15 protein-coding genes are annotated in these 20,950 nt (G+C 51.5%); 10 read left to right on the forward strand and 5 right to left on the reverse strand.

The window, feature by feature from the left end; translation table 11 throughout:
* Positions 1 to 59 precede the first annotated feature (59 nt).
* Positions 60 to 2,372, forward strand: coding sequence for an NADP-dependent malic enzyme (locus JQN73_RS15280; RefSeq protein ID WP_205319710.1), 2,313 nt, complete (start codon positions 60 to 62; stop codon positions 2,370 to 2,372).
* Positions 2,373 to 2,472: 100 nt separating this feature from the next.
* Here the strand turns inward: JQN73_RS15280 and JQN73_RS15285 are convergent, their stop codons facing one another.
* On the reverse strand, positions 2,473 to 3,522 hold the full coding sequence (locus JQN73_RS15285; protein WP_205319711.1) for an AraC family transcriptional regulator: 1,050 nt from the start codon (positions 3,520 to 3,522) through the stop codon (positions 2,473 to 2,475).
* A gap of 591 nt (positions 3,523 to 4,113) precedes the next feature.
* Between JQN73_RS15285 and JQN73_RS15290 the strand changes: the two genes are divergently transcribed.
* Positions 4,114 to 5,709: an AMP-binding protein gene (locus JQN73_RS15290; RefSeq protein ID WP_240162582.1), complete on the forward strand. Its 1,596-nt coding sequence runs from the start codon at positions 4,114 to 4,116 to the stop codon at positions 5,707 to 5,709.
* Positions 5,710 to 5,798: 89 nt separating this feature from the next.
* Positions 5,799 to 6,566, forward strand: a complete 768-nt coding sequence (locus tag JQN73_RS15295) for an SDR family NAD(P)-dependent oxidoreductase (protein ID WP_205319713.1) — start codon at positions 5,799 to 5,801, stop codon at positions 6,564 to 6,566.
* 192 nt (positions 6,567 to 6,758) lie between these two features.
* Here JQN73_RS15295 and JQN73_RS15300 read toward each other — a convergent pair whose 3' ends face one another.
* The 4 genes from JQN73_RS15300 to JQN73_RS15315 form a co-directional block, all read right to left on the reverse strand.
* Positions 6,759 to 7,925, reverse strand: coding sequence for a mechanosensitive ion channel family protein (locus tag JQN73_RS15300; protein WP_205319714.1), 1,167 nt, complete (start codon positions 7,923 to 7,925; stop codon positions 6,759 to 6,761).
* Positions 7,926 to 8,256: 331 nt separating this feature from the next.
* On the reverse strand, positions 8,257 to 8,835 hold the full coding sequence (gene sodB / locus JQN73_RS15305; protein ID WP_205319715.1) for a superoxide dismutase: 579 nt from the start codon (positions 8,833 to 8,835) through the stop codon (positions 8,257 to 8,259).
* Positions 8,836 to 9,151: 316 nt separating this feature from the next.
* Positions 9,152 to 10,501, reverse strand: coding sequence for an exodeoxyribonuclease VII large subunit (gene xseA / locus JQN73_RS15310; protein ID WP_205319716.1), 1,350 nt, complete (start codon positions 10,499 to 10,501; stop codon positions 9,152 to 9,154).
* A 530-nt stretch (positions 10,502 to 11,031) separates the two neighbouring features.
* Positions 11,032 to 12,342 (reverse strand): putative zinc-binding metallopeptidase, encoded by a 1,311-nt coding sequence (locus JQN73_RS15315; RefSeq protein WP_205319717.1) that lies wholly within the window; start codon positions 12,340 to 12,342, stop codon positions 11,032 to 11,034.
* Between the two features lie 1,155 nt (positions 12,343 to 13,497).
* Between JQN73_RS15315 and JQN73_RS15320 the strand changes: the two genes are divergently transcribed.
* The 7 genes from JQN73_RS15320 to JQN73_RS15350 all read left to right on the forward strand — a co-directional run bounded on the left by JQN73_RS15320 (position 13,498) and on the right by JQN73_RS15350 (position 20,920).
* Positions 13,498 to 14,103 carry a MotA/TolQ/ExbB proton channel family protein gene (locus JQN73_RS15320; protein WP_205319718.1) on the forward strand — a complete coding sequence of 202 codons (606 nt, stop codon included), beginning with the start codon at positions 13,498 to 13,500 and terminating at the stop codon, positions 14,101 to 14,103.
* 111 nt (positions 14,104 to 14,214) lie between these two features.
* Positions 14,215 to 14,652: a biopolymer transporter ExbD gene (locus JQN73_RS15325; protein WP_205319719.1), complete on the forward strand. Its 438-nt coding sequence runs from the start codon at positions 14,215 to 14,217 to the stop codon at positions 14,650 to 14,652.
* A 181-nt stretch (positions 14,653 to 14,833) separates the two neighbouring features.
* Positions 14,834 to 15,919, forward strand: coding sequence for a tetraacyldisaccharide 4'-kinase (lpxK, locus tag JQN73_RS15330; protein WP_205319720.1), 1,086 nt, complete (start codon positions 14,834 to 14,836; stop codon positions 15,917 to 15,919).
* The gene (locus JQN73_RS15335) at positions 15,900 to 16,115 is read left to right on the forward strand and encodes a Trm112 family protein (RefSeq protein ID WP_205319721.1); all 216 of its coding nucleotides are present in this window, start codon (positions 15,900 to 15,902) and stop codon (positions 16,113 to 16,115) included. The genes lpxK and JQN73_RS15335 overlap by 20 nt, the downstream gene beginning before the upstream one ends.
* Positions 16,116 to 16,282: 167 nt before the next feature.
* A complete protein-coding gene (kdsB, locus tag JQN73_RS15340) occupies positions 16,283 to 17,035 on the forward strand; it encodes a 3-deoxy-manno-octulosonate cytidylyltransferase (RefSeq protein ID WP_205319722.1) in 753 nt (250 codons plus the stop codon).
* Positions 17,036 to 17,395: 360 nt separating this feature from the next.
* A complete protein-coding gene (gene adk / locus JQN73_RS15345; protein WP_205319723.1) occupies positions 17,396 to 18,052 on the forward strand; it encodes an adenylate kinase in 657 nt (218 codons plus the stop codon).
* 372 nt (positions 18,053 to 18,424) lie between these two features.
* Positions 18,425 to 20,920, forward strand: coding sequence for a sodium-translocating pyrophosphatase (locus JQN73_RS15350; protein ID WP_205319724.1), 2,496 nt, complete (start codon positions 18,425 to 18,427; stop codon positions 20,918 to 20,920).
* The last annotated feature ends 30 nt before the right edge of the window (positions 20,921 to 20,950 follow it).

The following is a 20,950-nucleotide window of genomic DNA, read 5'->3' on the forward strand; positions in this document are numbered from 1 at the left end:
TTTGCAGCACACTGTTGCACAGCCTATTAGACAAAACTCACCTATTCTGGAGACCTATCATGACCCAAGACAAGACTTTGTCACCCGCCGAACAAACATTGCGCGAAGACGCGCTTGAATATCATCGCAGCCCTTCGCGCGGCAAGATCAAGGTGGTTCCAACCAAACCATTATCGAACCAGCGCGATTTGTCACTGGCTTATTCGCCGGGCGTGGCCTATGCGTGCCTCGCCATTGAAGAGAATCCTGAACTGGCGGTTGAGTTTACTTCGCGCGCGAATCTCGTCGGCGTCATTACCAACGGGACGGCAGTGCTGGGTTTGGGCGATATTGGCCCGTTAGCAAGCAAGCCGGTAATGGAAGGTAAGGCGTGTTTGTTTCAAACCTTCGCTGGTATCGATGTATTTGACATTGAGTTGGCCGAACGCGATCCGGATAAGCTGGTCGAAATGATCGCCGCGCTGGAACCGACGCTGGGCGGTATCAATCTCGAAGATATCAAAGCGCCCGAATGTTTTTATATTGAAAAGAAACTGCGCGAACGGATGAACATTCCGGTGTTTCATGACGATCAGCATGGCACCGCGATTATTTCGGCGGCTGCGCTATTGAATGGCCTGGAACTGGTCAATAAGGCGATCGGCGAGATCAAACTGGTGGCGTCTGGCGCAGGTGCCGCTGCCATCGCCTGTCTGGACTTGATGGTCGAGCTTGGCGTCAAGCGCGAAAACATGTTTGTCTGCGATTCACGCGGCGTTATTCATGCCGCGCGGGAAGATAAGCTTGATGAATCCAAGCAGCGCTATGTCAAGAAAACCGATGCGCGCACGTTAGCCGATGCAATCAAAGGGGCGGACGTGTTTCTGGGATGTTCCGCAGCGGGTGTCTTGACACCGGAGATGGTCAAAACGATGGGCACCCAGCCGATCATTTTGGCACTGGCCAATCCAGAGCCGGAAATTCGTCCGGAATTGGCTTTGGCGGCACGTCCTGATTGCATTATCGCGACTGGCCGTTCGGATTATCCGAATCAGGTGAACAACGTTTTATGCTTTCCATACATTTTCCGTGGGGCACTGGATTGCGGCGCAACCCGGATTACCGAGGCGATGAAAATCGCTTGCGTGCGTGAAATTGCTGATCTGGCGAAAGCGGAGATTAGCGAAGAAGTCGCGAGTGCCTACGCCGGTCAGGAACTACGTTTTGGGCCTGAATACATCATTCCTAAACCATTCGATTCCCGTTTGATCCTCCGCATTGCACCCGCTGTCGCGCGCGCTGCTGAAGAATCCGGTGTCGCCGCACGCCCAATCAAGGATATGGAAGCGTATCGTCAGTCATTGACGCGCTTTGTTACCCATACCGGTATGTTCATGCGCCCGGTGTTTGAAGCTGCGCGGCTTGAACCGCAGCGTATCGTCTACGCTGAAGGTGAAGACGAGCGGGTCTTGCGTGCGGTACAGATTGCGTTAGAAGAAAAGCTGGTACGACCTATTTTGATCGGGCGCCCAGCCGTGATTGAGGCGCGCATTGAGCGTGCCGGTTTACGCCTTAAAGTGGGTCGCGATTTCGAATTGGTGAATCCAGAAGACGATGTGCGCTTTCGTCAGTATTGGGAGGCATACCACGAGCTCAAGGCACGAGATGGCGTTACGCCAGAAATGGCTAAGTCGATGCTGCGCCGCTCCAACACGATCATCGCGGCCATGATGGTGAAGTTGGGGGATGCTGATGGCATGCTGTGCGGACTGGTGGGACGTTTCGATGGTCATCTGGAACATATTGGCGACATCATCGGCTTGCGCGAAGGTGCGACCGGCTTCGCTACCTTGAATGGTTTAGTGCTGGATCACCACACGCTATTTATCGCTGATACGTCGGTGAACGATGATCCAACTGCTGAACAATTGGCGGATATTGCCGCCATGGCCGTTGAAGAAGTACGTCGTTTTGGCGTGCCGCCCAAGGTGGCATTTTTGTCGCATTCGATGTTCGGCTCCAGCACCCGCCCATCCGCTCTAAAGATGCGTGCCGCACGGAATGTATTCGCCGAGCGCATGCCGGATGTGGAGTCTGACGGCGAGATGCATGGCGACGCTGCATTGAGTGCATCGATTCGGGCGCAGTATCTGCCAAAATCCACGCTGACCGGCAATGCCAATGTATTGATTATGCCGAATCTGGATTCTGCCAATATTCTTTTTAATGTATTGAAGATGACCGGCGGGCAGGGCGTCACGGTAGGTCCGGTATTATTGGGTGCAGCAGCGGCGGTGCATGTCCTGACACCTTCCGCAACAGTGCGTCGGGTGGTGAATATGACCGCGTTGGTAGTAGCGAACGCTATTTCTAAAAAGCAGGAAGCTAAGTAAGCACTGCCGGCAAAAAGTCTGAAATCTCTCTGAAATCTCAAACGCCCTTCCCGACAAATACTCGGTGAGGGCATTTTTATTGGTTCATCGGGATGCGGGCTTATCGGCTCGATAGCGTCCGGCGATGTTCGCCGGGACGGTTACCGGTCCACTTCTTGAAGGCACGGTGGAAGGCGCTTGGATCGGCGAAGCCAAGCGCCAGCGCAATTTCTTCGATGCTTGTGCTGGAGCCGCTCAGATGATTGATGGCCAAATCGCGACGCAGATTATCTTTAATCGACTGATAAGATTGGCCTTCCTGTCTGAGTCTGCGGCGCAGGGTAGACGAGGTGGTGTGGAAATGAAGTGACAACGCTTCAAAGTTCGGCCATTCCATTAATGCTGTGTCTTGAAGGTGTCGACGAATTTTTGCGGTCAGACTATCGTGATCACTATATTTGACCAGCAAGTTCGCAGGGGCTTCGTTCAAGAAGGCGGTGAGGCTGCGCTGGTTTTGAACAATGGGCAGCGCCAGATAGCTGGCATTGAAGGTGATTCGGGTGTGGGCCTGGCCAAATCGGGCGTCGTCACAAAATCGGACTTTATAGTCCGCGCTGCACAGCGGCTCCTCACAGCGAAAATCAGCACGCAGTAATCGTATTCGTTGCCCAATAAGCCAACTACCCAAGCCGTGAATAATAATGAAAAAAGTGGCGTAGGTGAACATCCGATGACGACGTGCTGATGGACCGGATTCAAACAGCGTCAATTCGGCAACTTGCTCCTTGGTATCGGTGTCCTCCGCACTCCCGGTAGTAGTGAGCGTTCCGTGCATATCATCGAGTACACATCGCAAAAAAGCCAGGCCATTCTCTAGCGCCTGACCCAGGCTGTCGCTTTGCAGCACGCTGCGACATAACAACGAAAAACTGCCGACTTTCATGGCGTGACTATCCAACCCAAAAAACTCGTCGTCAATTCGTTGAGCAATCGCGTACCAGAGTCGGCCATAGCTGATGGCGGTGACGCGTGCGCGTGGTGTGTGTAGCAAGGCGGGTGAAATTCCCGCTTTTGCTAATAATGTTTCGGTTTCAATGTTCTGCGCCACCAAGGCTGACAAAGCTTCATGAACGAGGTCAATTCCGATGGTGCCTTTTTGCCAGTCTGTCATACGTATAAGGGATGGTATTGATCGGTAAACTGTCTCGGACAAAGCGATTACGCTTTATTGTGCAGGCAAATGCTGAACGGAAATGCCCCCTATTCTGCGCGATTTTGGTCTGATCCTCCACTAAATAGAGTCGGTTTCGATCCTTCAACTGAAGCGGGAGTACGCGTTTGTTGCAAATTCAGTCGCATCGATTGGAAGGATATAACATGGCTGATGTGTAACGAATAACCTAGACTACCATGAGGTGCGGACGGGAATGGTTTCGTCGATACATATTAGTCAAGACTTTAGTCAAGACGATTAGTCAATATGATTAGTCAATATGATTAGTTAAGATGATTAGTTAATATGATTAGTCAATACGATTGGTCAATACGATTACCATCGCCAAAAACGCCAAAATGCCGAGAGCGGCTTGTATGCGCCATTGTGAATCAAAGGAGAACAAACATGTCAGCTGAGTTGATCGCGGGCCAGATCCCGACACCACAATTCGAATCAAATCCAGGGCAGAAAAATACCCTCATTGATCTGCAAATTCCCGACTACGCGCACTATTATGCCGACTTTGACGTCGCAAATATTGCAGACATGCTAAGTGGTGACCTTGAGACCGGGATTAACGCTTGCGTCGAATGTTGTGATCGTCATGCCATATTGAACCCGGACCGCATCGCATTATTTCATGAGAGTAAGGATGGAATCGGCACGCGTTATACCTTTGCTGAACTTAAGAATCTCTCCGCGAAGTTTGCCAATTACCTGACACAGCAAGGAATTCAGCCCGGCGACCGCGTAGCCGGATTGTTACCTCGCACACCAGAACTTCTCATCACCATATTGGGTACATGGCGCGCGGGCGCCGTTTATCAGCCTTTATTTACCGCATTCGGATCAAAGTCGATTGAACACCGCGTGAACACTAGCGAAGCCCGGCTCATTGTCACCGATTCCGTCAATCGTCCGAAGCTTGACGACATTGCCAATTGTCCGCCAGTGATGACTTTCAGTGATGAAAAAGGCAGCGGGATTGACGCGGGTGACGATAATTTCTGGGAAGCGTTAGACCGGCAATCTATCGAATTTTCCCCCGTCATGCGTTCTGGCAATGATGCTTTCATGATGATGTTTACCTCGGGCACGACCGGACCGGCAAAAGGCGTCGTGGTGCCGCTGCGGGCGATGCTTTCATTCTATGTCTATACTCGTTACGCGGTTGACCTGCGCCCGGAGGATGCATTTTGGAACATCGCCGATCCCGGTTGGGCCTATGGCTTGTATTACTGCGTGACAGGGCCGTTATTGATGGGCCATGCAATTACGCTGTATGACGGGCCTTTTACTGTAGAGAGTTGTTACCGTGTAATTCAGAAATATGGGATTACCAATCTAACCGGCGCGCCGACAGCCTATCGCATGCTGATTGCTACTGGCGAGGCTGCGGCGGCATCTGCCAAAGGCCAGCTGCGGGTGGTCAGCAGCGCCGGTGAGCCGTTGAACCCCGAAGTGATCCGCTGGTTCCGGGAGCACCTGGATGTTCCGATCTACGATCATTACGGCCAAACTGAAACCGGTATGGTGCTGTGTAATCATCACGCTTTGTCGCATATCTTTCATCCCGGCTCTGCGGGCGCGGCGATGCCCGGCTATCGGCTGGCAGTGCTGGACGATGACGGCATGGAACTGCCGGTTGGCGAGCCTGGCGTACTGGCGGTTGATCGCGGACGCTCGCCTTTATTCTGGTTTGAGGGATATTGGCAGCAGAAAACTACGGCCTGGAGCGGGGATTATTACTGCACTGGAGATACAGTTCAAAACAACGCTGACGGAAGCATCAGTTTCGTTGGGCGGGACGACGATATCATCACCTCGGCGGGTTATCGTATCGGCCCCTTTGATGTTGAGAGCGCCTTGCTTGAACATGCTGCCGTGATGGAAGCGGCGGTCGTCGGAAAGCCGGACCCTGAGCGAACCGAGTTGGTCAAAGCTTTTGTGGTGCTGCGCTCCGGGTATGATGCCTCGGAAGCGCTGGCGGCTGAACTGCAGCAGTATGTTAAAACCCGTCTGGCCGCCCATTCTTATCCACGTGAAATTACTTTTCTGGACGCGCTTCCAAAGACCCCGAGTGGAAAGTTGCAGAGATTTATTCTGCGTAATCAAGAAATTGAAAAAGCCAGGAAAGAGTAAAGCTCAGTCTGGTCAAGTTGACTAAGCCAGACTAATGCTGTTTCACCAGCCCTGTTCGGCGTTAATCAAGATTTTATAAAGAGCCTGAAATGCAAATTAAAGATAAATGTTTCCTCATTAGCGGCGGTGGTTCCGGCCTTGGCGCAGCGACTGCACGCATGATCATTAAAGAGGGTGGCCAGGTGGTTTTAGCTGATCTGAATCAGGAGGCAGGGACCGCGCTGGCTACCGAACTCGGCCCGCGGGCGCATTTTGTCGTTACCGACGTCTGCAGTGAAGCGAGTGCCGAAGCTGCAGTGAATGCGGCGACCGCTGTTTTTGGTGGTTTGCACGGTTTGATCAATTGTGCCGGCGTCGCTCCCGCCAAAAAGGTGATTGGTAAAGAAGGTCCGCACGGTCTTGACGATTTCGTTCGGGTGATTCAAATTAACTTGATAGGCACATTTAATATGTTGCGCCTTGCCGCGCAGGCAATTAGCAAATCTGAACCGAACGCGGATGGTGAACGTGGCGTAATAATCAACACCGCCTCAGTCGCAGCCTTCGACGGTCAGATCGGACAAGCGGCCTACTCTTCGTCCAAGGGCGGCGTCGTTGCAATGACGTTGCCGGTCGCTCGTGAACTGGCACGCTTCGGTATCCGCGTGATGACAATTGCGCCTGGTCTTATGGAAACCCCGATGTTGTTATGCATGCCTGACGCAGTACAAGATGCGCTGAACCAGTCTGTCCCGTTTCCGGCACGCATGGGGAGGCCGACGGAATTCGCCGGTCTGGTAAAAACAATCATCGAAAACGCTTATCTAAATGGCGAAGTCATTCGTCTGGATGGTGCTATTCGAATGAATGCAAAGTGATGAGCGCGTTGATCCGGCGTTAATCCGGCGATAAACCTGAAGGGATGGTGCTGTGCTTGGTGCTGTCCTTGGTGCTATTTCATTAAGCGATGGATTGCAGCGGCGATTGCGTCGACATGCGGTTCAAAGCCCCGGGGCACGTTGCGTCTTCCCGGGATCGACGTAATATTGCCAACCTCAGCATCAAAAAAACTATGTCGACGACGCGTGATCCGATGGTGTGCGGTTTTGCTGCACCGGTCCATCAATGATCGTATTCAAAGCATCAGCGTTGTTCAATCCGGCAGATTGAACGTCAACTGGGTCAAGCGCGGTGCGGAGGCGTGGCAACGCTTGTGGATAGTGCGTGGCAATGAAGGTAATCATTTCCTCACGGATTTTGCAGCGTAAATCAAACGCGGTGCCGGAATCCTGAGCGCTGGTGAGCAATCGAATTTGCATCGCGCGTTCGCTGACGTCGGTGACATGTAGCACGCAGACCCGGCTATCCCACAGCGGAGAGGATTTACAGATACGCTCAAATTCGACGCGTAATGCCGGTACCGGAACGACAAAATCCAGCCACAAAAATACGGTACCAAGGATAGTGGAAGAGTTGTGGGTCCAGTTTTCGAAGGGATTTTCGATGAACCATTGCAGCGGCACGATCATCCGACGTTCATCCCAAATGCGGATCACTACGAACGTGCCGGTAATTTCCTCCACGCGCCCCCATTCGCCTTTAACGATTAGAACATCGTCGATTCGGATGGGCTGGGAAAACGCGATTTGAAGCCCTGCTATAAAGTTTCCCAGCACTGGACGCGCGGCCATACCTGCCACTAATCCGGCCACTCCCGCAGAGGCTAATAAACTGGCGCCAAACTGTTTGGCGCCGGGCAAAGTCAGCAACACAAAACCGAGACCGAGCAGCCCGACGATAAAATGTGCGCTGCGAGCGAGTACCCGGGTTTGCGTCAGTATCCGACGGGCCTTGAGATTATCGATAGCATCGGCGGGATTGCGATTGACCACCGTGACGGTGACGGACTTGATACATTGCATCGCGAGCCAGGTCAGTGCGAGGATGAGGCCGATTGAAGTGAGGTAGGAAAGCGGCAGTAGCCATGGCGTATCTTCGGAAGCGCCGGTTAACACCACACGGACCGCGAACAACAACATGCAAACCTGGCTTGCGCGAAATGCGATGATCGTGGCATTGGTGGTAAAGGGGCGATTGCGTGCTATACGCCGCAATAAAAAAATACCAGCACGATGCAGGATAAGGGCCAGCAGACAGGCTAACAAGGCGGTGACCAGAACGATCAGACCTGAACGTAACGGGCCCTCATGTAGCTCGGATAAAAAGTTGAAATCCATAGGCAGTATTTCCTCCGTACATCAAGCATACAGGATTGACCAAGGGGACGTGGTTATCGGTTATATGGACATGAACCGTTGGTATGGCGAGAGCGACATCAGTTTATCCCCCTGAATAAGTTGATCTGTACCGCGCCATTTCCTGCACAAGGAAAAAATAATGTAAAAAAGCCGACTCGGAAGTCGGCTTTTATTGGATCAACGAGGTGCGTTTAATTCGTTAATTCAGGTGGTCTACTTAGCTACCTATTTAGCTACCTACTAAGCTACCAACGCAGCCACCTAAATTAGCTACCCGACCTGGTTCATCAATTTTTACTTAACAATTAAATTAAGCAAAGTTTGCTGCGGCAAAATCCCAGTTGGCCAATGCCCAGAATGCTTCCAGATATTTAGGACGGGCATTGCGATAGTCAATGTAATACGCATGTTCCCACACGTCCACGGTCAGCAGTGGTTTTGCATCGGTTGTCAGTGGTGTTGCTGCGTTAGAAGTCGAAACCAGATCAAGCGAGCCGTCCGTCTTTTTCACCAGCCATGCCCAACCTGAGCCAAATGTGCCAACGGCGCATTTAGTCAGTTCTGTTTTGAAGTTGTCGAACGAACCCCATTTAGCGTTGATGGCATCGGCCAAAGCGCCAGTAGGTGCGCCGCCGCCATCTGGTGACAAGCTGTTCCAGTAGAAAGTGTGGTTCCAGACTTGCGCTGCGTTGTTGAAGACGCCGCCTGAAGATTTTTTGATTATATCTTCAAGTGACGCGTTTTCGAATTCTGTGCCCGGAACCAGATTGTTCAGATTGGTCACATAGGTCTGGTGATGCTTGCCGTAGTGAAATTCCAGGGTTTCTTTGGAAATGTGGGGGGCCAATGCATCGAGTTCATACGGGAGGGGAGGGAGTGTGTATGCCATGGTGTGTCCTTTCTAAGTTTTATGGGGCTACTAAGACCCTGTTACGGCCTGTTTTATCCTGTACCTCGCACAGGATAAATTTAAATTCGCTTTTAAACCGACTACATAGAACAATCCAGGTGCCGAGATGCTTTCCGACTTTTTGTAAAGTGCGGTTTTTTGTTGCGGCATCATCTTGTTCACCCTGATCGCTTTTGGAGGGCCTCTGCGCTATCTATCGACAGGAATTTCACAGGTTCAAGGGCGTTATTGTAAAGCGCTTATCTAATCCATGCAGCAATCGGACGAATTCAATTGTCGTCTGTGTATGGCAATGCTAATCGAACGTTGGCTGGACACTATCGATACCGACTTTCGCACTGCCTTCCGCCAACTGTATTGTGACGATTTGGCGTGGCAGGAGTTCCTTTGGCGTGCGTAAAACAGCGCCTTTGGCGTTGGTCACAATGGCGTAGCCGCGTTCTAATGTTCGTTGTGGATTTAGCAATTCAAGCTGGGAATTTAGCGCGGACAGTGCGACCCGACCTTGTTTGTTCTGGTTCAAAAGTGCGCTGCCAAGGCGGCGACTCTGATCTAGAAGCACGGTCTTTGAGCGCCGTGTGTCCGGCAATTGCGTCGACAAGCGGGTGCGCAAATGCAATAGGGTGTAACGCGATTGTCTTAGGGGAATAGTGGTTGCATGCATCAAGCGGGTTTGCAAGCTCTGCAGTTTCAGGCGTTCGTGATTGATTGTGGTCGCGGGACTGACGAGGCGACGCGTCAACCAATCGAGCGTCTGGCCGGTTTCACCCAGTTGGCGCCGGACTGCACGTGTCATATCAGCGGCATGGCTGGCCAGGAATGAGAGCCAGTCGTTACGTGGAATGGCGGCCATTTCGGCGGCGGCGGTTGGGGTTGGGGCACGCAGGTCGGCGGTAAAATCCGCAATCGTGACATCCGTTTCGTGACCAACGCCGGAAATCACCGGCATCGCGGCCGCGGCAATTGCCCGGGCGACACCTTCGTCATTAAATGACCATAAATCTTCGATGCTACCCCCACCGCGACAGACCAGCAGGACATCGCACTCATTACGCGCTGATGCTGTATGAATGGCGCGAGCGATTTTTTCTGCAGCGCCTTCGCCTTGCACTGGGGTCGGGTATATTACGACGCGCACATGCGGTGCCCGGCGCGCCAGAGTGGTGAGAATGTCGCGGAGTGCCGCGGCTTGCAAACTGGTGACTACGCCGATGCATCTGACGAACTGGGGAATAGGGCGCTTGCTTTCAGGGTTGAATAAACCTTCTGCGTTGAGTTTCTCTTTCAGGCGCAAAAATGCTTCGTATAAGTTGCCCGCGCCAGCACGCCGGATCGCTTCAACATTTAACTGGTAGTCACCACGCGGCGCGTAGAGCGTTACCAATGCGCGGACTTCAACCTTGTCTCCCTCGCGCGGGATAAATCCTGCATGCTGGGCCCGTCCCTTGAACATCACTGAGCGCACTTGCGCGCCATCGTCTTTAAGTGTGAAATACCAATGACCGGACGCTGCCTTGGTAAAGTTCGATATCTCGCCGGAAACCCATGTGAGAGGGAAGCTGCGTTCCAGCATGCGCGCCACGGCCTGATTCAGCGCGGTGACGGATAGTACGGGTGCGGTGCCGACGGGTGGGGCGAAAAGCATCAGGACTTTCTGTGATTATTTATTAATGTATGACTAAAATGTAAACACTGCATGCCCTGATAATGAGGTAACAAGCACTAGCGTCGGTTCATTGCCATTATATCGGCGATATCCAGTGGAGATCGCCTGGTCTTGTGCAAGAACCCGATCTAAAAGCGAATGCGGCGGAGAGGAGTTCCTGAAAAGCGAGGGTGTCGAAACCGCATGGCTAGCCGACAACAGCCCGCATTAAGGACCGATATGCTATTCCAGTAGGCAGCCGCAAAATGATACTTTAAATCAATAACTTAACTATCTTCGTAGCTGTTTACGCACAAAGTTATCCACATTAACTGTGGAAAATTCTGCAAGCAAATTTGATCAGCGCTCCTGAATGCATGTAGCCATGGTGAGCGTTCATTATTATTCACAGTGCGTCTGAATTATCCAGTCCCACAAAAGTCATTTTAATCAAACACTTAGGTTCACTTTCCCAACCTTGTACACAAAGTTACCCACAATTTCTGTGGATAACTTGACGCTGTGGATAACTAAATGCCAGGCGGAACGACCGCAGGCTCCGCGTCCGCCTTTACCTTCGCTCTGGACTTAGGCTTAGCTTCACGCTTAGCCTCGGCCTTGGGCTTAGCCTTGGCCTCAGATTTCGGTTTGGACTCAGACTTGAACTTGGGCTTAGACTCAGACTCAGACTCAGACTTAGGCTTGGGCGTGGACTCAGGTTCAGATTCAGACGCAGAGTCCGACGCGGACTTAGGCCCAGCCTCCACATCCACCTTGGCTAACGCAACCTGCGCCAACACCACCTTGTGAACGAAGTGCAATTTGTCTTGCACCGGCGTCGATAGTTTGAAGGGATAAGAATCGGGTGTGCCGACGCTGCGGTTTAAGCTGTTCAGCACATAGGTCAAGGCAAACCAGTTAGCGATAATTTCTTCGAATGAATCAATTTTGAGAGGTGGCGCGGTAATCACCATTTCCGGCTCGGCGTCCTTCGGCGGACTGAGCGATAGACCGCAGGCATGGGCGGTTTCCAAAGTGTCGATCATGTGCAGATAATGTGCCCAGGTTTCCGCCCAATCCTCCCATGGATGCGAACTGGCGTAGACGCTGATGAAGTTTTTTTCCCAGTCTGGCGGTGTTCCCTGTTCATAATGCAGCTTAAGGCACTCGGCATAGTCCTGGCGCTCATCGCCGAAAAGTTCGCGATAGCTATCGACCCAATGGCTGTCGGCAATTAAACGGTCGAAAAAATAATGTCCGCTTTCATGGCGGAAATGCCCAAGCAGAGTACGATAACCTTCGTGCATCTGCTCCCGAGTGCGCTCGCGCTCGGCGGGATCGGCTTCCACAACGTTGATCGTAATCAAGCCGTTGTCATGACCGGTCATTATCGGTTCTTCGCTCAGGCCATCTTCCAGGAATTGGAAAGCTAAACCGCGTTCTTCGTCTACCTGCTTTGAAACCGGGCGCAAACCCAATGACCAGAGAGAGTAAAGAAGACGGCGTTTGGCCGATTCAAGGCGGTGCCAGAAAACATGGTTCTTTTCGTTTAATAAGGAAGGAATAATGACTGTCAGCTGGCATGAGGCGCAAAAGTCGTTTTCATCACCCGCATCCAGCATCCAATTGCAGACGTGCTGATTGACATAATTACTGCATTGTTTATAGAGGCGACCGGCATCCACCGAATTGAGGCTGCGCCAATTCCCGTCGTCTGCTAATTCGAAGCTGTTTACCGCGCGTTGTTCGGGTTGATACCCGAGCGTGCTGCCACAGCTAAAGCATAAAGTATTTTCAAAAAAGACCTGCTGTCTGCACTTGTCACAATGAAAAGTTTTCATGAGTATCCCCATTGATTGAAAAGGTTGGTGCTGGCGGTCCAGGTAAGCCGGAATTGATATCTGGCCTATCTCTCGATGAATACTCCGGTGTAATACATTTGAAGAATACTTTGATTAATACCGCTCATCTTTCGGACCGATATTTTTCGTGCGATTCACTTTTGTTCTTACCAAAAGCGACGGTGGTCACCATATTACACAAGCAAATACGGGTTTGGGTTGCGTTCCTGATTGTTGGCTAATTTATTGTGAAAAAGATCTCACTTGCGCGACTTCTTGAGGTTTCTGGCTATAAATTAGGAAAGAGCGCCTGTTCGTTCTTGCAACTGAATCGCCCAACAGCAAAAATTCTTTGTTAATCATAGGCTTAACTAGCTACAAGGTACGTTGTACACAAAGTTATCCACAAATACTGTGCATAAGTAAAAGGAGTGAAAGTAATGCGCACGTGCAAATAATTGAGAATTTATTTACTGAGCGTTGCCTGGTTGGCTGTCGAGACAATCGGCTTATCGATAACGTAACCGGGCTTTTGTAGCATTGCTACACAAAGAGCGAAAACCCCGTTAAATCAAAGACTTAATCACATCTCAGTGCTGATATGCACAAAGTTATCCACAAATTCTGTGCATAACTATTTTTGCGTAGGAGCGTTCAATTTAAAGCTGTCTTTTGGGCTATCGTACATTAGGAAATTTGGTCTGTTTTATCGCGTGAGAACCTGCGAGGAGAGAAAAATCTGTGGTCTTTACTTACTTTGAACAGTTCGAAAAAGTCGAGCAAAATCAAACGCTTAGGTTCACGGGGGTTAAGTTGTTCACAAAGTTATCCACATAAACTGTGGAGAACTTTCTCCATCATATATAAGAACGTTCTTAGCGAAAGCTTGTTAAGTTGCACTTTTTTAATGCAGGCATAAAAAACCCTTTGAAATCAATGGTTTCCCTTCCTGGGAGCATACTTATCCACAATCTTACACACATAAACTGTGAGAAACTTTTGCGCGAATTTTGCGCGATATTGCGGCTAATAAAAATTTAACCCTACAATTTTCGTGGGGTTGCTCACTTGGCTGCAACAGTTTACATTCTGCTTTCTTTGCATCCGCTGCTTTCCATGGGATAGCGTAGTCTGCATTCCTCACAAGGAGTTGTTTTGTTTGCCATTATTCAAGCTGCAGGTTGGCCGATCTGGTTATTGTTGTGCGCCTCTGTGATCGCAACGGCTTTAATTATCGAACGTTTAGTCTATTTACGACGTCCTCGTATTTTGCCCCCGCAGTTGCTACAGGAGGTGATCAGGGTTTATCACAACGGGCGCGTCGACGCTGACGTAGTCGATAATCTGGAAAATAATTCTCCCCTGGGGCGTGTATTGGCTGCCGGATTACGTAACGTTGACGCGCCGCGTGACATGATGAAAGAGGCAATAGAAGAAGCCGGCATGGCGACGGCGCACGATTTGGCGCGATTCCTGACAACACTTGGAACCATTGCCTCGCTTGCACCGTTGATGGGCTTGTTTGGCACGGTGGTGGGAATGATTGAAATTTTTGGGTCGACCAACGGCGCTGGCACTGATCCTGCACAACTGGGACATGGAATTTCAGTCGCGCTATATAACACGGCATTCGGCATCGGCATCGCGATGCCTGCGCTGGTATTTTATCGCCACTTCCGTGCCACGATTGACAGCTTTATTGTCGATATGGAGCAGCAGGCGATCAAGTTTGTCGATATCGTCCATGGTGAACGACGCTAGATGACTTGCGACGTGTTGCTGCGATCAGGTGTATTGATTTGTACAATGAAAACCAATCCTGGCGCGAAACCACGGTCAAAGTAAGAGGGCATGAATGAAAAGGGATCAGGTATGAACTTTCGCAAAGGCAGAGCACGCGAAGAAATTGAAATAAATCTGATTCCGTTTATTGACGTATTGTTGGTGATCGTGATTTTTTTGATGGTGACTACTACCTATAGTAATTTGACCACGCTGAAGATTACGCTGCCGACCGCGGATGCGGGGAAGATCGCGGCAGAGCCGTTTCGCATTACCGTAGCGGTAACGGCGCAAGGCCAGTATGCGGTAAACAAGGAGCAGGTGGCGTCGAAAGATGCCGAGGCGTTAGCGCAGGATCTGCGTAAGGCGGCGCAAAGCGACCCGCACAAATCGAAGGAAACTCCGGTTATCGTCATCAATGCGGATGCGATGTCGCCGCATCAAACTGTGATTAATGTTCTGGAAGCCGCGCGTTTAGCCGGATTCGAGAAGGTGACCTTTGCGGCGCAGGCCGGCACCCATAAGTAGCAAATCCGCGGCGAATAGTGGAAGCCAGGCGTTGCCACGAATGAAGTCTGACTGTCTTTTGATCGTAATGCGGTAATCCTCCACATTTTTAGCCTTTTCACGATCCTTTGCGATCCTTTGGTATCACGGAATGGCGCGCGGTCGTTTATGATTGAGGCAGCGCCATTTTTTGATTTCTGAGATGGTGGTTTTTAATTTTTTTAGCAGGTTATTAGATTTGACTCGACAGCGGAGCACTACCGAATCAGTACTTACTGCGGCTTGGCAAGCACGGGGTCCGCTGGCTTGCGCCCTATTGCCCTTATCATTGCTGTTTCGATGTGTCGCCGGTCTGCGTCGCTTCATGTATCTCAATGGCTGGCGTGCGAGTACCCGTTTGCCGGTTCCTATCATTGTAGTCGGCAATATTTACGTCGGCGGCACGGGTAAGACGCCGTTAACTATCTGGCTGGTGCAAGCTTTGCGACTCGCAGGGTATACGCCGGGCGTGATTTCTCGCGGTTATGGCGTCGCTTCCGAGCTTGAAACGCGCGCGGTTTCGGCCAGATCGATCGCCGCAGAAGTGGGTGATGAGCCTCTATTAATCGCTCTGCGCGCGCAATGTCCGGTCGTCGTGGGTAAAAACCGCGTTGCAGCAGCGCAAACATTGTTGAAGGTGAATCCGCAGGTCAATGTGATTTTATCCGACGATGGTCTACAGCATTATCGATTGCAACGCGACATCGAGATTGTCCTGTTCGATAGCCGTGGAAACGGAAATGGCTGGTTGCTGCCAGCCGGGCCTTTACGCGAAGCGACCTCCCGTCCGCGAGATTTTACGGTGGTAAATCTGGAACCGGCCGTTGCTTTGCCCGCATCGTTACCGCGCACCGCAGTCAGGATGCAGTTGGCGGGAGAGATGGCCGAACGCCTTGGAGACCGGTCACAGACTCTCCGAATAGCCGATCTCTCTAACAGTCTGCCGGCCCCTCGTATTCTGGCCGCTGCCGGAATTGGCAACCCGCAACGCTTTTTTAACATGCTGTCCGGTATGGGGTTGGTGTTTGAATCCTTATCTCTGCCGGATCATTACGGTTTTTCTGTGAATCCTTTTGCAGCGGTAGATGCAGAGATCATACTGATCACCGAAAAGGATGCAGTAAAATGTAGTCAAATCGAAATCATCAAAAACGACCCTCGTTTGTGGGTCGTACCCGTGACCGCGCAGATTGACGTCGCGCTGATACAACAAATTGTGGAGAAACTCCGTGGACACCCAACTGCTTGATATTTTAGTTTGCCCGATCTGTAAAGGGCCTTTGCAGCATGATAAAAAAGCTTTGGAATTAATTTGTAACGCCGACAGGCTCGCTTTTCCGATTCGTGACGGGATTCCCATTATGTGGGCAGATCAGGCGCGAGAACTACATAATGCGGCAGATATCGGGGTGACTGAGCGTGATCCCTCATTGCCGGCCGCCTGAATTTAACTCTGCATTTTTTGCATCGTCTGCCGAATAGTCCAGTAAGTAGCCTTTACGTGGCGTTTGCACTGCACTGAATTGCACCGTTTTTTGAATGACTTCCTCGAACAGTCTCACAGACTACTTACGGAAGAATTCCATCCGATAGCCCCTATAAAAGATCGTCAATGTCCTTTACTGTCATTATTCCTGCCCGATTGGCCTCAACCAGATTGCCCAACAAGCCCTTGGCTGATCTTGGCGGTAAGCCGATGATTGTGCGCGTCGCTGAGCGGGCGGCACTTTCAGGCGCGGCGCAAGTCATTGTCGCTACGGATCACGCGGATATTCTGATTGCCTGCGAGAAGCACGGAATCACTGTGCGTTTGACACGTCCGAATCATCCTTCCGGAACAGATCGGATCGCGGAAGTGGCAGCGGGTTTGGGCTTAGCCGATAACGCGGTCGTGGTAAACGTGCAAGGTGATGAACCATTAATTGATCCGGAATTAATCGCCGCCACTGCCGCGCAGATCGTCGATGGCGTTCCGATGGCAACTGCGGCGCACGCCATAGAGTGTGTTGCCGATGCTTTTAATCCGAACGTGGTGAAGGTAGTGGTGAGTAAATCCGGTCGGGCGCTGTATTTTTCCCGGGCAACTATTCCCTGGCATCGGGATGGATTTGCGCAGTCACGACAGGCATTCCCAAATGACTATCTGCCGTTACGGCATATAGGACTATATGCATACAACCATGCGTTTCTACAAACCTATCCGACGTTGGCGGTATCGCCACTCGAACAGATTGAAGCGCTGGAACAGCTTCGCGTTCTGTGGCATGGCTATCCGATTGCAGTGCATATCGCACAGAGCGCGCCGGCTGCCGGGGTCGATACGCCAGAAGATCTGGAGCGCGTGCGGCAATTTTTTAAGAGTTGACCGGTTATCGTGCGGGTTGCGATGGCCACTGGCCGCCGCAATGGTTAAAGCTAAGCTATGATTATTCGATATCCCCTTTATGCTTGCTCTTTTTATCGGCAGTGCGCGCCATCAAGAGCGCCCAAAACCATAAAAAAGGTGCATCGAGGTGGATTGGATAGGTAGAAAATCACGCTACCGCACCGTTAGAGTGCTGTTTTCTAAAATTGTGTGGTAAGTTTCATGCAAAGTTAGCGTGGTATAACAATGGTTGCAAAATGACGCCGCTGCGATTTTCAAATTAAGACTAGTACGTTAGCGTTGAAAATGCAGAAATGAGCGTCATCAAAAAAATTTCAAACTCACCTTAGGACTACAACTATGCGCCTTATCCTTCTAGGAGCGCCCGGTGCCGGAAAGGGCACGCAAGCAACCTTTATAAAAGAACGATTCAACATTCCGCAGATTTCGACCGGCGACATGTTGCGTGCAGCGGTCAAAGCAGGAACTGCGCTAGGCATTGAAGCGAAAAAAGTGATGGATGCGGGCGGTCTGGTATCTGACGACATCATCATCGGCCTGGTTAAAGATCGTTTGAAGCAGGCCGATTGCGCCAATGGCTATTTGTTTGACGGCTTTCCCCGCACCGTGCCACAAGCCGACGCAATGAAAGAAGCCGGCGTGGCGATCGACTATGTGCTCGAAATCGATGTGCCGGACGAAGCCATCGTTGAGCGTATGAGCGGTCGACGTGTGCACCAGGCTTCGGGTCGCACTTACCATGTCAAGTTCAATCCGCCAAAAGTCGACGGGATTGATGATGTTACGGGCGAAGAATTGATCCTGCGCGACGACGACAAAGTCGAAACCGTTCAAAAACGTCTCTTTGTCTATCACGAGCAGACTGAAATTCTCGTTAAGTATTACGGTGATTGGGCCAAGTCAGGCAATCCTGGTGCTCCGCAATACCGCAAAATTGTTGGTGTCGGACCGGTTGATCAAATCCGTGACAGTGCCTTCAAGGCATTGGAGGCGTAAAAAAGAGCGGACCTTGTGTCCGCTTTTTTTTTATGTAAAGATCATCAACAGAATTTAAGCATAGTTGTTCCGGCAACGCGCTAGTCAGCTCACCGACAAAGAGTGGACGTCAGAGCGGGCGGGAAAGCACAACGTCGTTGAGTGGAAAGATCTGTTCGAGAATGCGTCACATTATTTGGATGAAAACCAGGAACCGTTAGTTTTGGAAGGCCCAGCCCAGGCCGACTTCTGAAAATAAAAGGGCAACAAAAAGTTTTTCAGTACACATGAATTGTTGATAGGTGTGTTTCCGCCCAGTGGCAGAGCCCCTTCATACGGAATGTGGTTGTTTACTTTGTGATGGTTGTCCGTACAAAAACAGGAGGAGTCAACATGGCATCTGGTCTATGGTTTGCGATCGCTTGCGGCGTTATTGCTGTGATATATGGAATGGTGTCCCGCAGCTGGATCTTAAAGCAGGATCCAGGAAACCCGCGCATGCAGGAAATCGCCGCGGCTATTCAACAAGGCGCTGCAGCCTATCTGGCCCGTCAGTACCGCACCATCGCCATTGTCGGCGTGGTGCTGTTCCTTGTCATTGCCTTTATTCCAGGACTCGGATTGATCACGGCGATCGGTTTCCTCGTTGGCGCCTTGTTGTCAGGTGCCTGTGGCTTTATCGGAATGAACGTCTCGGTACGCGCCAATGTGCGGACTGCGCAAGCCGCAACCAAAGGGCTAAATCAAGCACTCGACGTGGCCTTTCGTGGCGGCGCCATCACCGGAATGCTGGTGGTCGGCCTTGGTTTGCTCGGTGTGACGATATTTTATTTGTTGCTGATTACTTTTTTTAGTCGTCCGGACATGTCGCTGCACGACGTCCTGAAACCGCTTATCGGACTGGCGTTCGGTGCCTCTTTGATTTCCATCTTTGCACGATTAGGTGGCGGAATTTTTACCAAAGGCGCGGACGTCGGTGCCGATCTGGTGGGTAAAGTCGAGGCGGGAATTCCCGAAGATGACCCACGCAATCCGGCGGTGATAGCGGATAACGTGGGCGACAATGTGGGCGATTGCGCGGGTATGGCAGCGGACTTGTTTGAGACTTACGTGGTGACGTTGATTGCCACCATGCTGTTAGGGTCGCTCCTTATTAAAGGATTTGAATTACAGGCGGTGCTCTATCCCCTGATGCTTGGTAGCGTTTCGATTCTGGCTTCCATTGTGGGATGCTCGATGGTCAAAGCCAAGCCCGGCAAGAAAATTATGTCAGCGTTGTACACCGGATTGTGGTGGGCAGCGATTCTTAGCCTGATTGGGTTCGCGATCGTCACCTGGTTGTTATTGCCACCGCCGATGGTGCTGCCAATGATGGGATCAGCGCTGATCGGTATCGTCCTGACCGGACTGATGGTCTACATTACGGAGTATTACACCGGCACCGATTTTAAACCGGTAAGGCACATTGCGGAAGCTTCGACCACCGGCCATGGCACCAATATTATTGCAGGCCTCGGCGTTTCGATGAAATCCACCGCCTATCCGGTGCTGGCGGTATGCGTAGCGATTCTTGCGTCTTACTGGTTGGCTGGCCTGTATGGGATAGCGATTGCTGCGACCGCGATGCTATCGATGGCAGGCATTATTGTTGCGCTTGATGCTTATGGACCCATCACCGACAACGCTGGCGGAATTGCAGAGATGTCAGGTTTGCCGGATTCGGTGCGCGCAATTACCGATCCACTTGATGCGGTTGGCAATACTACCAAAGCGGTTACCAAAGGCTACGCGATCGGCTCGGCCGGATTGGCTGCACTCGTCTTATTCGCCGATTACACCCATGCACTTGATTCTGTCGGTAATAGTACCGCCTTTGAACTGTCGAATCCGCTGGTGATTGTAGGCTTGTTTATTGGCGGCCTTATTCCATATTTGTTCGGTGCCATGGCAATGGAGGCGGTTGGTCGGGCTGCTGGCGCTGTGGTAGTCGAAGTGCGCAGGCAGTTCCGTGATATTAAAGGGATCATGGATGGCACGGGCAAGCCAGAATATGACAAGGCCGTGGACATGTTGACCTCGTCGGCGATCAAGGAAATGATCGTGCCGTCGCTTCTTCCTGTCGTAGTGCCGATTCTGGTCGGGTTAATTCTGGGTCCGGCGGCATTGGGCGGGCTGTTGATGGGGACCATCGTCACCGGATTATTTGTCGCCATCTCAATGACGACAGGCGGTGGTGCCTGGGACAACGCCAAAAAATATATCGAGGATGGCAATCACGGCGGCAAAGGCTCTGAAGCACACAAGGCAGCCGTGACCGGCGACACCGTGGGAGACCCATACAAAGACACAGCCGGACCGGCGATTAATCCGCTCATCAAAATTATCAATATCGTGGCTCTATTATTGGTGCCGATCTTGCCGATGGGAGGAGCAAATCTGCTAAGCGGTGGAACAGCGCCAGCAGAAGTGGTAGCAGTGGTGGTGACGCCTGTGGTGGTTGCACCGGCCGTCAGCGGAAGTGCCGACGCTGGGGTTCCTGCTGCCACTGGTCATGTCACAGGAGCACTTGCCGCGCCCTCCGATACCACGGTAATTCGTTTTGCGGAAGGAAAAAGCGATGCGCCGGTTGGCACCGCAGATCAGTTAATGGGGATTATCGCAGCCGCCAAATCGAGGCCCGACACCAAATTGGTGTTGAAGGGCTTTCATGACGCCACCGGTAACGCCACCAAAAACGCGGAGATAGCGAAAGAACGGGCTATGAGCATCAAGGCAATCTTGCTCATGGGCGGCATCGCCGAAGACCGGATCATATTACAAAAGCCTGAAATGACAACTGGTAGTGGCGGCAACGCCGAAGCCAGACGCGTTGAGGTCAGCCTTCAATAACGACGGTCCGTGAAAAATTTTGGTCACGCT

This window comes from Glaciimonas sp. PAMC28666 (assembly GCF_016917355.1).
Lineage (GTDB): Bacteria > Pseudomonadota > Gammaproteobacteria > Burkholderiales > Burkholderiaceae_D > Glaciimonas.

What these genes read in the sequence shown, in the direction of transcription:
- JQN73_RS15280 (WP_205319710.1), top strand. Translation starts at nt 60, where the DNA reads ATGACCCAAGACAAGACTTTGTCACCCGCCGAACAAACATTGCGCGAA.
- JQN73_RS15285 (WP_205319711.1), bottom strand. Translation starts at nt 3,522, where the DNA reads ATGACAGACTGGCAAAAAGGCACCATCGGAATTGACCTCGTTCATGAA.
- JQN73_RS15290 (WP_240162582.1), top strand. Translation starts at nt 4,114, where the DNA reads ATGCTAAGTGGTGACCTTGAGACCGGGATTAACGCTTGCGTCGAATGT.
- JQN73_RS15295 (WP_205319713.1), top strand. Translation starts at nt 5,799, where the DNA reads ATGCAAATTAAAGATAAATGTTTCCTCATTAGCGGCGGTGGTTCCGGC.
- JQN73_RS15300 (WP_205319714.1), bottom strand. Translation starts at nt 7,925, where the DNA reads ATGGATTTCAACTTTTTATCCGAGCTACATGAGGGCCCGTTACGTTCA.
- sodB (WP_205319715.1), bottom strand. Translation starts at nt 8,835, where the DNA reads ATGGCATACACACTCCCTCCCCTCCCGTATGAACTCGATGCATTGGCC.
- xseA (WP_205319716.1), bottom strand. Translation starts at nt 10,501, where the DNA reads ATGCTTTTCGCCCCACCCGTCGGCACCGCACCCGTACTATCCGTCACC.
- JQN73_RS15315 (WP_205319717.1), bottom strand. Translation starts at nt 12,342, where the DNA reads ATGAAAACTTTTCATTGTGACAAGTGCAGACAGCAGGTCTTTTTTGAA.
- JQN73_RS15325 (WP_205319719.1), top strand. Translation starts at nt 14,215, where the DNA reads ATGAACTTTCGCAAAGGCAGAGCACGCGAAGAAATTGAAATAAATCTG.
- lpxK (WP_205319720.1), top strand. Translation starts at nt 14,834, where the DNA reads ATGGTGGTTTTTAATTTTTTTAGCAGGTTATTAGATTTGACTCGACAG.
- kdsB (WP_205319722.1), top strand. Translation starts at nt 16,283, where the DNA reads ATGTCCTTTACTGTCATTATTCCTGCCCGATTGGCCTCAACCAGATTG.
- adk (WP_205319723.1), top strand. Translation starts at nt 17,396, where the DNA reads ATGCGCCTTATCCTTCTAGGAGCGCCCGGTGCCGGAAAGGGCACGCAA.
- JQN73_RS15350 (WP_205319724.1), top strand. Translation starts at nt 18,425, where the DNA reads ATGGCATCTGGTCTATGGTTTGCGATCGCTTGCGGCGTTATTGCTGTG.